The sequence below is a fragment of the Streptomyces botrytidirepellens genome (assembly GCF_003721215.1).
Taxonomy (GTDB): Bacteria; Actinomycetota; Actinomycetes; order Streptomycetales; family Streptomycetaceae; genus Streptomyces; species Streptomyces himastatinicus.
In genome coordinates this window covers 34,234-47,126 of record NZ_RIBZ01000203.1, presented here as the reverse complement: position 1 = coordinate 47,126, position 12,893 = coordinate 34,234, and the positions used below count along the sequence as shown (strand labels likewise).

10 protein-coding genes and 1 pseudogene are annotated in these 12,893 nt (G+C 66.1%); 5 read left to right on the top strand and 6 right to left on the bottom strand.

The annotated features are described in order from the left end of the window. Positions 1-13: 13 nt before the first annotated feature. Complete coding sequence (locus tag EEJ42_RS15760; protein ID WP_123100562.1) at positions 14-751, bottom strand: hypothetical protein; 738 nt, start codon at positions 749-751, stop codon at positions 14-16. 349 nt (positions 752-1,100) lie between these two features. Here EEJ42_RS15760 and EEJ42_RS15755 point away from each other — a divergent pair, with 349 nt between their 5' ends. The 4 genes from EEJ42_RS15755 to EEJ42_RS15740 all read left to right on the top strand — a co-directional run bounded on the left by EEJ42_RS15755 (position 1,101) and on the right by EEJ42_RS15740 (position 7,424). Next, positions 1,101-1,427 (top strand): putative quinol monooxygenase, encoded by a 327-nt coding sequence (locus tag EEJ42_RS15755; protein WP_123100561.1) that lies wholly within the window; start codon positions 1,101-1,103, stop codon positions 1,425-1,427. Next, positions 1,427-2,707, top strand: coding sequence for a helix-turn-helix domain-containing protein (locus tag EEJ42_RS15750; protein ID WP_123100560.1), 1,281 nt, complete (start codon positions 1,427-1,429; stop codon positions 2,705-2,707). Before EEJ42_RS15755 ends, EEJ42_RS15750 begins: the two co-directional genes overlap by 1 nt. Positions 2,708-3,491: 784 nt before the next feature. After that, positions 3,492-5,255 carry a hypothetical protein gene (locus EEJ42_RS15745; RefSeq protein ID WP_246096758.1) on the top strand — a complete coding sequence of 588 codons (1,764 nt, stop codon included), beginning with the start codon at positions 3,492-3,494 and terminating at the stop codon, positions 5,253-5,255. Between the two features lie 1,164 nt (positions 5,256-6,419). Beyond that, positions 6,420-7,424 (top strand): hypothetical protein, encoded by a 1,005-nt coding sequence (locus EEJ42_RS15740; RefSeq protein ID WP_123100559.1) that lies wholly within the window; start codon positions 6,420-6,422, stop codon positions 7,422-7,424. A gap of 415 nt (positions 7,425-7,839) precedes the next feature. Here the strand turns inward: EEJ42_RS15740 and EEJ42_RS50290 are convergent, their stop codons facing one another. After that, the gene (locus tag EEJ42_RS50290) at positions 7,840-8,586 is read right to left on the bottom strand and encodes a hypothetical protein (RefSeq protein WP_148081965.1); all 747 of its coding nucleotides are present in this window, start codon (positions 8,584-8,586) and stop codon (positions 7,840-7,842) included. Between the two features lie 15 nt (positions 8,587-8,601). Next, positions 8,602-9,066 (bottom strand): hypothetical protein, encoded by a 465-nt coding sequence (locus EEJ42_RS50285; protein ID WP_148081964.1) that lies wholly within the window; start codon positions 9,064-9,066, stop codon positions 8,602-8,604. Positions 9,067-9,321: 255 nt separating this feature from the next. Here EEJ42_RS50285 and EEJ42_RS52840 point away from each other — a divergent pair. After that, a pseudogene (locus EEJ42_RS52840) lies at positions 9,322-9,465 on the top strand (IS1380 family transposase); the annotation flags it as partial. Positions 9,466-9,850: 385 nt separating this feature from the next. Here the strand turns inward: EEJ42_RS52840 and EEJ42_RS15730 are convergent. From EEJ42_RS15730 to EEJ42_RS15720, 3 genes are all read right to left on the bottom strand, one after another. Next, entirely contained in the window at positions 9,851-11,308 is a 1,458-nt protein-coding gene (locus EEJ42_RS15730) for a hypothetical protein (RefSeq protein WP_148081963.1), read from the bottom strand. A 570-nt stretch (positions 11,309-11,878) separates the two neighbouring features. Next, positions 11,879-12,187: a hypothetical protein gene (locus EEJ42_RS15725; RefSeq protein ID WP_123100556.1), complete on the bottom strand. Its 309-nt coding sequence runs from the start codon at positions 12,185-12,187 to the stop codon at positions 11,879-11,881. Continuing rightward, on the bottom strand, positions 12,184-12,684 hold the full coding sequence (locus EEJ42_RS15720; protein WP_184503105.1) for a TnsA-like heteromeric transposase endonuclease subunit: 501 nt from the start codon (positions 12,682-12,684) through the stop codon (positions 12,184-12,186). The genes EEJ42_RS15725 and EEJ42_RS15720 overlap by 4 nt, the downstream gene beginning before the upstream one ends. Positions 12,685-12,893 lie beyond the last annotated feature (209 nt).

The window sequence follows — 12,893 nt, the reverse complement described above, 5'->3', positions numbered from 1 at the left end:
CGTCGTGGTGATGTCAGCGTGCTGGGTGCAGATTCTTGAGCGGCACGTCGAAATCGGTGATCGGGGCGGCTCCATTGGGGCGCTGCGTACGTCGGGTGTCGGCGTCCTGCACATCCGGGAGGACTGCGGCCCACTCGGTGGCTCGGCGTCGCGGCAGTTGTTCGGCCAGGAATCGCTCGATTAGCTTCCGTAGTTGCTCCATTCCCGCGCGCACTCGCTGGCTCTGCGGCTCCATGTCCAGGAGCCGCACGTATTCGGCGGCGAGGCGCGCACCGTCGGTGCAGTGGGTGCGGCCGGTGCAGGTCGAGCAGCCGTTCCGGTGGGCCTTGTACTTCTCGAAGGCCCGTTTCGCCGTGGGCAGGGAGGGGATCAGCTTGCTGGCTGGCGGCGGGGGCGTGTTGCTCATCCGCTTGACGCGGGTGGTGCGCCGCGATCCGGGGTTCATGCCCTGGTCCTGCCGGTGGCTGCTCAGCCTTTCGTATCGGGCCCGCCACTGGTCGGGAGTGATGTCGAACCAGATGCGCTGACCACTGCCAAGGCAACGGGGCACGCGGTCCTCGGGGAGCTGGCGACGCTTGCGGGGCTTGCTGCTTCGCGGCTCGGCCCGGTGCGCGGCGACCATGCGGCCCTCGATGACTCGCCAGGTGCCGCAGTCGCCGCAGACGACGGTCCGCTTCTCACCTTCTCGCAGGTTGATGCGGTCGGCGTCGACCTTGCTCGCCCTGATCGGGGGCCGGCCGTTGTGCTTCATCAGAGCTTCCTTCGAACGACGACGGCTGCCTTCCCTGCCCGTCACGGACTTACGAGGGCCATGACGGACAGGCAGCGCAACTGCTGTCGGGCTGCACCCGCAAAGAGCCGACCGGGGACCTCGTGGTTCGTCTCCCGGCACCCACCAAGTGGGCGGACACAGAGCTCGGAGCGGTGCTGCGCTATGCGGTTGGGGGCTACTTCGCCCCGTCTAGGAGGAGGCTCGGTGCCGCACTTCGAAGGTAATCGCACTTCTAGTGCGAGTCAACACTAGAAGTGCGTGCTAGTACTGCTGTACCCAGTGTGAGAAAGTATCCCGTGACAGTGAGACGTAGAGAGGGAGGCGCCCCATGTCCAGCGGATATGCACTGACGGTGCGATTCACCATGCGAGACGCCACAGCTGCCCGGCAGTTCGATGAGCTGGTTGCCCAGACGGCAGTCGGAATCCGCACGGAACCTGGCACGCTGGTCTACGTCGTACACACACCGGTCAGCGAACCGTTGGTGCGCGTCTTCTACGAGCTTTACGCCGACCAGGACGCCTTCCAGGCCCACGAGGAGCAGGCCCATACCAAACGCTTCCTTGCCGCGCGCGGGCAGTTCCTGGCCAGCACTGAGGTGACTGTTCTCAACGAACTAGGGGATCTCAGCAAGCGCCCCGAGGCGGCGGGGTGATGAAGCCGACTGGGAAGAACGTGGCCCCACAGGACCGCGCATTTGGTCGGCGCGTTCAGAAGTACCGCAAGGAGCGGGGACGGACACAGGCCGCGCTAGCCGCCGCGCTCGGGAAGACCAGCAGCTGGATGTCGCAGGTTGAGCGAGGCGTTCAGCCCGTGCAGCGGGTCGATCTGCTCCAACAACTTGCCGATGAGTTGGGGGTATCTATGGGGCAGCTGCGTCCGGGCGCGCCTGCAGACCTGGGAAAGCAGTCACCGGCTCCGGCTTCGCTCTCACTGTCCAATGACCTTGACGAAACGCGGCGGCTGATCTCCGGCCATCCCGCCCTCCGCACCCTGCTGGTCAGTCCGGCCGGCATCATCAAAGGCAAGAGCGGGAAGGAACTGCGCGGCGACTTGGAGGCACTGCGCCGCGACGTCAACGACCTTTGGGAACTCACGCACGCGGGACAACTGGCACAGGTCAGCGCCTTGACGGTCGAGCTGCTGCCTGAGCTGGAGCGGGCAGCTCGGATGGCCGGTGAACAGCAGCACTCGGAGTTGTACCTGCTGCTTTCCCGCACCTACCAGGCCCTGTCTGCGGCCTTCGTTCGGCAAGACGAAGCCGACGCGGCGTGGGTCGCCGCCGACCGTGCTGTCTTCGCCGCAGAACGTTCCGGTGACCCGCTGCATGTCAGCGCAAGCATCTTCCGCATGGTGCAGGCTTTCGTGCGGCTACGCAGCCTCGGCCAAGCCGAACACGCCGCCCGCACGGCCATCGACGCCTTGGAGGAACAGGGCAGCAGCTCACCGCCGACCCTGTCCGTCCTCGGCTCCCTGCATCTAGGACTCGCCCTTGTTCACTCACGCGCCAGCGCCCGGTCCAAGGCCAATGAAGAGATTGCCAGGGCTCGCGAAATCGCTGCGCAACTGGGCGAAAACAGGAACGACTTCAACTTGGAGTTCGGCCCGGTCAACGTCGAGATCCAGGCAGTGAGTACCGCCGTCGAGCTCGGCGACGCCGGGGTAGCCCTGGACATCGGTCTCACCATCAACGCTGACGACCTCTCCTCAGAGCGTCAGGGGAGGTTGCTGATGGACCTGGGACGAGCCCACGCGCAGAGGCGACATGGGAGCGAAGCCCTCGACTGTCTGCTGCGCGCAGAGGCGATCGCACCAGAGATCGTCCAGACCCACAAGGCCGCCCGCGCGACCATTCATGAGCTGGTTCTCGTTGCTGGCACGAATGCGCCGCGAGAACTGCTTGAACTGGCCGAACGAGCAGATGCCCTTGACTAACCGAACTCCCTGACGGCAACACGGGCGCCCCCTGACATCTCTAACGCCCAGTCGGAGGAGTAGCGTGTCCCCGACGTTGATCAAAAAGAAGAGTGGCCCCGTCGACCGGCCTGACAAGCCGGGAGGGGCCACAGTGGCCGCCGGATCTTGTGATGGGGATCCGAAGGCCTGCCGAACACCCTTATAGCCATACGAGGATGATCGACATGGACCAGGGTACCGCTCCCCTCCCGCAGACACACCGCACCCCGCCGTGGTGCCAGCAGCCGCATAGGCGTCGCTGGCTCTTCGGCGGGGTGTTCGTGCTCTCTGAGGCCGCCTCGACACACACCTCTGGTGTGGAGGGGGTTGGGATGATCTAGCTCTGGGGCGGCTGGGCCGCCGGGGCGCTCAGCTCAGGTGATATGGCAGTCACCTCAGCTCAGCGCCCCTCATGACACCGGAGGGTCTGGCAGGACCCCCCGAAGGGATCGTTCGCCGGTTGGCAGACCAGGCGAACAGTTCAATTTTCAGGTTCTCCAGAACCAGAAGCACCGTTAGGGGCTTCGTCGTGCCGTCAGGCGGAAGCCCGCGACAGGAGCATTGTGCATGACTGCACGAGGGCACGCCAGTTTTGGCATGCCTGCGTATCACTGATCGAGCCAATTACCTGGCGAAACCACCCCTCGCCTGAGACTGAGATCACAACCCTCCGTGTCGCCGAGGGGGCGATATTCGCCCTATCGGGCGGTATGAACACATTCACCCTGGTATCTGTTTCGCAAGGTCCAGGCAGGGAGGACTGGTGAGTGCCGCGGCGGCGGAAGCTGCTGTGATGCCGGAAGTCGCCACCAGCTCTGTCATCGAAACCGGGCCGGTGCGTCGACAGCGGGTTCGGGTGCCGATGCGTCTGGTGATGTCGCCGTACTACCAGGACGTGGCGCTGTCGGTGTACGTGAAGGTGAAGGCGCTGGCAGCGCGTCCGGAGGGATGTCAGGCGAAGTCGGTGACGATCGCCTCCTACCTGGGGCTGTCGCCGGCGTCGGTGGAGCGTGGGATGACGCAGCTACGCCGCCCGGACCCGGATGGTGTAGTGGAGCTCTTCTCGGAGCGTCGGACACTGCCGAGCGGCCGTGGACGGTCTGCTCTGCGCACGGTGCGGCCGATGAGCCGTACGGAGGCATTCGTGTGGGTGCCGGTGGCTGCCGCGGAGGACCTGACGTCCCGGCAGCTGCGCGCATACGCGCTGATCGCGTATGCGCAGGCGCGGGGGATCGCGCTGACGCAGGCGGAGCTGGCGGCCGGTCTGCGGCACCACTCGGGGAAGAAGGCGGGTGAGCCGCTGTCGGTAACGGCGGCCTCGGCGGTCGTGGACGAGGTGGAGGCCGCGCGCTGGGTGACGGTGCAGCGGCGTGCGGGGACGCAGGGACGCAATCGGTACATCGCGCACGACATGGCGCCCGAGGCTCGGCCGGATGGTGTCGGCGAGGGGGCCGGCGGGGTGCTTGAGGCGGCTGTGGAAAAAGAGGCACAAGGGGCGGGCTGTTCCCAAGTTGGTGAGGGATCGGGTTCGCCGGTTGGTGAGGGGTCCCTCGCGAATGAGGAATCACCTAGGACTGACTCACCCGATGACGCGCGCGCACTCGTCTCACCCGCCATAGGCGATGTACCGGTAGGGGACGCTGGGCCTGTGGAAAACCCGGCTGATGCCGCCGCGCCGGCTGAAGGCTGTGGTGGTCTCGCGCTTCGCGCGGGTGGAAACAACCACCCCGCCCCCTCAAAACTCGAACGCCGCAGCAGGGGCCGGGGGTCTGCACGGCCGTCGTACAACGGTCCGCAGTTGGCCATGAGCTCGCACATTTACGCTGTGCTGGAGCCGGTGCACCTCCTGCTGGAGCGCGTGCACAACGACTTCATCGTCCGGAAAATCGCCCGGGAGGTGGGCCGCCAGCTCCGCGGCGGTACGGCCGCCGAACGCCTCCATCACCGGCTGACCACCCGGTTCGCCAAGGTAATGCTCGCCGACATCCGCGACCCGGGACGATGGCTGCTCGGAGTGGCCTTGCCACGCTGGGGCTGCGGCCACCACGACTGCGAAGCCGGGGTCCTCTGGACGACCGGCAGGAAGTGCGAGGTGTGCACCGAAATCGTCCAGGAGAAGTACACCGCCCGGCAGCGTACCCAGCGCATCGCCCAGGGGCTATGTCCCGCCCACGGCACCCGCCCCGGCCCAGCGGGGCGTTGCGCTGACTGCGAGCTGGACGACGCGATCCGCACCCCCGCCCGCGTACCGGTGCAGCACAAGTTGGAAGGTCCACCGCGCGGCTGCTGTAGCGACTGTGGCGCCCGGATCTTCATGACCGGCCGCGCCCTCGCTGACGGGCTGTGCAAGCCCTGCCGCGAGGAATCTTCCGTGATGGCCGTCTTCACATCGGCAGCTCGCGCCGCGCCGGCTCAGCAGGAGACCTGTTCCGGTCGGGACGGAGATGCGCGATGCGACCGTGAAGCCCTGCCAACCCGCAGCGTCTGTGCCCGTCACCGCGTCCAGGAGCTGGCCGGGAGTGCGTGACCGCAGGGTGTCAGACCTGCTCGCTACCGTTCGGGCGGGCGTTCTGTCTGGTTGCCGCAGCGAGGACAGACAAGCCAACTTGATCAGGGGGTCCCATGCAAGCTCAGGTCTACGTGATCGGCACGCTCGCCTCGTCTGTTGTCAAGATCGGCGTTTCGAATCACCCGGAGCGGCGGCTGCGGCAAATCCAGGCTATGAGCCCGTTACGGCTGAGGTTTTTGGGACGTGCTCGGGCGGCTACCCGCTTGCGGCCCGTCTTCATGCGCATTTGGGGGCCTACCGTACCCACAGGAATGGTTCGATCCAGCTGGCCCGGCTGCGGGCGGCGACCCGTACGACGCCTGAGCCGGCGGCCCATGAACCGGTCTGCGCAGAGTGCAGAGGAGACGTTCGGAGGCTCACCCCGGACGGGCTGTGCCTGGGCTGCGAGAGGTGCGGTTCAACCGTGAAGTGCGCGCTCGGGGGCGAGTTGAGGCATGAGAGCCGAGCCGGTGGTGCACCGGGCCGTGCACTGCCTGGCCGCCAGCGACCCGGCAAGGGCAAGACCGGGGTTCACGACGAATGGCGCTGCACGACGATATCCGGGAGATCCAGGGGCGGTAGCTGCTTCAAGGCCCGGCGATCACGTCGCTGCTTGCGGGCAGCGCGCCGTTGCTGCCGCCGCACTGCGATCGCGCGAGTGATCAGGCGATGGCGTGCAGCTTTCCGCAGCCGTTGGTCTACGGCGGCGAACACGAGCGCCTCCGGAAGTGAATGCATATGGACAGTCCCGTTCTGCGGCCGCACAGTTGGGCCGCTGCTGCTGGCATTGATGCGTCGGTCCGCGAGCGTCAGGGACGCTGCGTGGTGTTGGCCGGTCGTTGCAGCGAGGGCCACCCTGCCGTGGATCGCCGCCCTGCCAGCTTGTGCGTACCAAGCGACTCGACCGGGTTGCACGGACGGGAAGGTCGCGCTCCACGGGAAACGAGTTGTCATCCCGTCCCGTGGAGAGGGATGGGCCCAAGCGGGCCTCAGCGGGCCGGTCCCGGACGACCGTGAGCGCACCGGAACACTCCGCGTCCCACAAGGCTTCGCGAGCGCCGGGTTACGCGAATACCAGCCAAGCCAGCCCGGTAGGAACCACACTATGAAGTCGACGCCAAACGGAAAGTAGGGACAGGTGCTTTGACGTCACGCATTCCCCGCACACTGCTCCCCTCGGCCCGGCTCGACGGTGACAAGACCTCCGGGCCCGTCGATGAGCTGACCGAGGCCGCTGCCGCGGACAACGACGCCGCCCTCCTCCCGCCGGGCGCCGGGGTCGGCGCCTACCTCGACACGATCACTGGCCACGTCTCGGTCGACGGAGTCCTCGAACAGGCCCGCCGCGACGGCGTCGACCTGGAGGAGCTGGAGCAGGCAGCTGCCGACCGTCTCGGGGCGGCGGCACGGAGGCTCAACGGACCTGGGGGCCAAAGCCAGGCCGATCGGGAGCGCGCCGCCGCCCTGAACCTCCTGATCGACAAGATCGGTGCCCTTCAGCCCCACAACGAGAACGAGGACCAGCTCGTCCACTACATCACCCTGTTGGTCGAAGCCGCACGAGACGGGGATGAGGAACTGATCGATGCGATCGGCGCGATCCTGGCGAAGACACGGGACGTCCCGCGCGCCCTCGGCGCGCTGCTGGCCAACATCCACCGCACCTGCCCCGACGACACCCGCCGTCCGGACGGTCGCCCCGACATGCTCGCCCTGTCCGGCACCCACGAGCGCAAGCCCTTCGTGCAGCGCGCCGGCAACAGCGAGCGGGACGCCCAGGAGCTGTGGGAGACCCGGCGGGCGGCCTCGCAGCTCCTGGACGCGGCGCTCACCGGGCTGAAGGACCGCGGCCACCAAGACGGAACGCTGGCCGTACTCCGCAAGGGGCTCGCCGCGGCCCCGGAACTGGCCACTCCAGCGGTGCGGATAGCCGCTGAGGACCCCCAGGCCGCCGCCGCCTCGTGGCTCGGTGAGGTGCGGACCGAGGACGCGATGGTGCCGTACTCGGACTGGTTCGGAGACTGGTCCGATTTCTGGGGAAACTACGCCTGGCAGCCGCTGCGCGGAGGAGATCACCGGGCGGTTTCGGACTGTCGTGCGGTCGTGGAGCGGCTGCGGGAGATGGCGAAAGGCCGCGGCAGCGCCTAACCCCCGGCCGCCAGCGCCCAGGGGTCACACGTTCGTCCGCCAGCACCATGCTCGACGTCGTCCTCGACGCCCGGTGCCCGCGTAGCCCAGAGATTTCGAACCGATACCACAACCCCGTTGAACCATGCTGGCTGGGCACGGGAACGTGGCCGCAGGCGAGGTTCTGCGCGCCAACTGGTGCTGAGGCGAAGGTCGGCCGCGGGTCCGCCGTGTACACCAGTCTCCGGTGCTACTGAGGGGTCGAATTCCCTGCAGGAACCTTGGGCCCTGCCCCGGGCCACGTGCGGGCGTCACACCGCGCTGGAGTGCATCGCCTCGCCGCGCTCCTTCGTCCAGCTGCGCAGCTCCTCCAAGCCGTTTCGGCGTCTCCTGCGACAGGGTGACGACCGCCAGACCACTTGCTCGCCTCTCGGGATCAGAGGCTGGTTCGAGTCATGCTTCGGCCTTCGTGAGGTGCTCGGTAGATGGTGAGTGTGGCGGACTCGCTTGCGCAATTCTGGCGTGCGGCTTCAGCGAAGACCGCAGCGGTCCATCCGATGAGTTCCGCTGACCATTCAACCAAGGCACACGTTCCGGCGGCGCTCTGTTCTCCTGCGGCTAGACGGTGGGGCGCTGGGTCGGGAATGAATTCCGCAACCTCTTGCTGCAGCTCCAGTAGCCATGGAGTGATATCGGACTGATCAGAGGAGTCGGACATGGCGAGGCGATAGACCACGGGCACCTTCTCGGTGCTGCTGGGTCGTTCATACCACTGCGCTGTGGCCAATAGTGATGCGACGGCGTGCTGGCGGGGGAAACTGCTGCTCTCGGGCTTGCGCATGGCGTGCAGGGGAAGTGTGATGTCGGCGCCATCGAGGCACACTTTCCCGAGTCGATGGGTTGCATCGAATGCACATGCCATAAACGGAATTATCGAAAGGGGCTCATGTGTCGGCAACCGGTGACCGAGTGACACCTCGTAGGAAGCAATGATGCCTTCTTCCGGATCATCTTCTGCATCACTGGTGTCCCATAGTCGACCGCCGCCGCTGTCAGCAGTTGCAAGCCACCCCATCGTGGTGGCCCTGGTGTAGAAGGCGCCAGCTGCCTCCCAATCCGGGTCTCTGCCACCGGTGCGACGACCGTGCAAAGCGATCCTCATGTTGTGCGTGGCGCTGTCCATGGGCACAGACCTAACTTACCGCCTGCAGGGAATTTTAGTCGAGTAGCCGTAGCCCTTCTTCGGCGTGTCGGGCATGCCAATCAAATCAACATCGACCATCCCGCGCCACACCGTGTTGCGGTGACTGTGGCACTTGAGGCGCACGTTGGTGCTTTTACTGCGACCAGACTTCAGGGCGCGTTTCTTGGGGTCGCCGCGGTTTTTCCACTTATTCTGAATTTTCACCTGCAGTTGCAGTGTGACGACAGCCTTGACTCCCCTGGGACAGTCGACGTTCATCCACCATCCGTGGCCGGATACCGCGTTTTCTCTATCTTTGTAGTGGGCCTTGTCGGCCGCCTGGTAGAACTTGCAGTGGCGGTGAAGGGATCGAGATGCGAGTGCTGGAGAGGTGCTCGCGGCGGCAGGCACCATTCCGCCGATCAGGGTCGCTGAAGCTGCGGCGGCTGTGAGGGTGAAAACTCGTGAAAAGTGAGACACGGGTGATCTCCGTTCACTGTTGTTCACGATTGCGCTGACGGCGCAACTCGCAAGCGCGACGGCAGTATGCCAGCGAAATGCCGTCGCGGGGTATCCCTCTCATGGGTGAAAACCGGAGTTAGGGTCGTGACGTGTGGGACTTCTGAGCGGTCGAATTGATGCCGCGCAGGCTGACGGTTGGGCATGGCGTGCGATACCGCGTGCACAAGCGATGTACCAGGAATCGAAAATGCTGGGCGTCGCCCGAACGGCGGTGAAATCGACGGCGTCCTCGTCCTGGCGCACTCCGAGAAGCAGGACGCCGCCGCGATATGGAAGAAGACGTTCGGCAACGACCCGCTGATGAGGTTCGTCGGCCGCCGCCAAGGCGGGTCTGGCGAGCTGGTCGTGGGACTGCTGCCCAAGTGGCGGTGGCACCCACGAGTTCGTCGCCTGGCTCGCGCAGTGCTGAGCCCGTCGTTACAGCGCGAGAGCGTGTGTCGGCTGAGCTGCCCGGTTCTCGCGTTCTTCCCCTGTGCGCGGACACAAACTGCGCGCCTGGCCTTCGCGGCCCGGCGCGAGGGGCACTGCCGACCTCCGGCGACGCATCTGCACCAAGGCGACCGCGACTGGCCGCAGGACAGCATGCCGCTCGGTGCTCCGACGAACCTGCGGCCACCGCTTCCGGCGTCTGCTGCTCGTGGGTGGATCGGCAGGCGGCAGCAGGCCGCCGCATCCGGTCAGGTCGGCGACGCCTAGATGGTCCTGCCCCGCTGTGCATCGGGGAACGGCGCGTCGTTTGCACCTACATGTTTTGGGCGTCGATCGCGCGGTGCAGGGCGCGCATCTGGTCACTGGGGATGCCGATGGTGACAGAGGCTGCCGGTTCCGGTGAGTTCGTCTCCACGGCGCCTTCAGGGGAGACCAGGATCCACAGGCCCGGTTCATCGGGGCCGTATCCATGCTTGGCGAACTTGTCCTCTACTTGTGGGGGCAGGTAGTCGAAGTCCGGTCCGACCTGTACGCCCGCTGTCCCGTGGTAGTCGGTGACCAGGTCATAGACAACCGTGCAGTCCTTGGGCCAGAACTTGCCGTCGCGGATCTCATAGACCTTCACGCGGTCCTCTCCGAGGGAGTTGGTGAGGGACTTCCAGGAGATCCCGGATGGCCGGTATCGGCCGATCAAGTTCTCGTGATGGCCCCGGCGGATATTGTCGCCCAGGGCAGTCTCCACGGCTTCCACTTGGTCGAGGAGCACGCGTCGGCGCATGGCGTCGGCGTTGATCTGCTCCGTTCTGGACAGCTCGGTGGTGCGGTTTGCTTCCTGGTATTCCTGGTGGTCGCGCAGGATTCGGGCAGCTCGGGCACTGGCTTCGGCCAAGCCCTCGTCGTCCAGGTCGAGGTCGCAGGGTTCAAGCCCAGCGGTGTCGCCAAGCACCCACACCAGGGCGTAGCTGCCCTCTTGCTCGATGACACAGATGCGATCCTGTTCATCGGGAGAGACCCAGTTGTAGCCCTCTTTCAAGATCAGATTCTTGATGCCGACGGCGTTGAGGAGGTTCCGGGCTGCGTCGGCACGGGTCTCCTTCCAGCTGATGGCGTTGGGGTAGCCATCGTTCGCGTGCGTCCACAGGCCGCCCACTTCGACCAGGAAATGCGTCTCCCCGTCGTCGGAGATTGCCATGTGACGCTCGTAGTCGTCGGGTACGCTGCCGCCGTCATCGTCCATCGCGGCCTCGAAGATGCTGATTTCGACGGCCTGTACCAGGGGCGCTGCCGTGGCGCTGCCGACACGTTCGGCGATGCGGTTGGCCTCGTACAGGGCGGATTGAAGGGCGGACTCGTAGCTGGTGTGAGAGTCCCAGCCGGGGGTGCCGTTGTGGCGCCACACGGTCAGGACCAGATCATGGTCGTAGCCGTCGCTCGTGGATCCGACTCCGCATACGGTGACGGAGTCGTCGGTGTCGTCGAGGCGTTCATGCACGTCGTGGCAATCCGGGGAATCAGGATCGACCACCAGCTCGATGGTGTCTGCGATGTCCCGGGCCATTGCGGCGTTGGCCTCCTCTGACGTGTCGTAGAGGACGAGATTCTCGCCGCAACTGAAGTGCAACCATCGATCGCCGACGGGGACGACGGCGACGTTGAGGTCCCGCGTCTGCGTGGCGAGATTGCCAAGGCAGGCGTGGGAGTCGGCAATAGCGGTGATGTCCTCGACCTCGGACAGGTCCAGTCCCAACTCCCGAAGGTCGTCCTCGGTCACGGACGTGCCAGCCATGAAGCCCCCTGTGTTTCTTGTGTAGGAATTTCCTACACAAGAAACCGTAGCTACAAGAGGTCTCTCTGACAACTCCTGTGTTGGAGATTCCTACACGAGGAGCAGCTCCGGTCTGTCGGGCTTCACATCACGCCCGCAGGGTCAGCGTCACCGCCCGCCCCTTCGCGGCCCGCTCTCCAGCCACCCAGTATCGGACGGGCGCCGAGAGCATCGCCTGGTGGCCTCGGTGAGCTGGTAGTCGGCGGTGGTCCACACCTGCTCGCCCCGGGGGCGGTGCGCGGGCGCCGCGCCGCCGGTGGGGACCAGCGGTGCGGCGGGGGCTCGGGGACGGCCGGGAGCAGGGCCCGGGTGGTGTCGTCGCTCATGTACCTCTCTCTCGGGTGGGAGGGAAGGGGGGAACCCGGCTGCCGGGCCGGGGCAGGAGCCCGCCGGGCCGTTTGCCGCCCCGGCGGCGCGGTCAGTGCTCGTTGCGCTGCAGGTAGTTCTGGGCGAGCTGGCACAGTTCGAAGATCGGGCTCGCGCGGTCCTCGCCGCGGTGCCGAGTGCCGTCGCGCATCACTGGCCATCGAGCCCGAGCTGTCGCAAGGCGCCGTCCGGATCGGCTCGGACGGCGTCAGCCGCGATCCGCATCCCTGCCTGGTCCAGCGCGTGGTACAGGCCATGCTCTCCGCTGATGAACGTGGCGCTGATCAGGTTGTCGCGGGGCGCCAGACGGTACCCAGGAGCTAGCGGGTCACCGTCGACGGGCCGCTCGACCAGCCACAGTCGCCAGACGATGCCGTTCGAGCCCTCGGCCTCGTAAGTCCCACTGCCGTACCCGCCGATAATGTCCCATTGCGGCAGGGGGCCGTGTGCGTGGCTCACGGGTCCTCCTCTTCCCTCCGCGCCCGCACGTCGCGACGAGCGGACTGAACTCTTGGTGCGGTTCTGAAGAACCTACCAACGTCTTTTGTGCCGTCCGGCTCGATCCGATCGTCCGGACGCACGTCCACGACCAGGCCGCCGCCGTCATTGAGCCGGGCAATGAAGTCCGGGACGTGTCCCCGAGGGCCTCGTCGGCCGGGCCAGAACAGCCGGAACGGCTGACCGGCCAGATCCGTGACCTGCGGATCGAAGTCCATCATCATCGCGTGGTGCCGTTCCAGGTGTGACTCGCATGACAACTGCCCGGCCGTCGTAGCCACCCAGTAGTCACGCGTCACGGACATCTGCCCTCGATAGGACTTGATCGTACGCACCGGCGACAACCGCTCGAACCTCAACGTCCAGCAGACCGACAACGGCTCGCGACGGCGTACGCAATCGTCATCGACGTACCCCACCTCGAACGCGGCCTGCCCCAGCCTTCCGACATCCACCACCCAGCCTCCGGATCGATCACGCAGAACTGATCCGAGCAAAACCCGCCGGCAGGCACCGGCCGCCAGCAATACGGGCTCAAACCGCCCGAGAGAGCGAAGACCACGTGAGAAAAGCGAAGATCAGCGACAACACGACCTGAGACGCACCTACCCGACGGAGAACATCACATGAGACCGCTGGCGTACCCCAACGCGGCAACGACAACGTT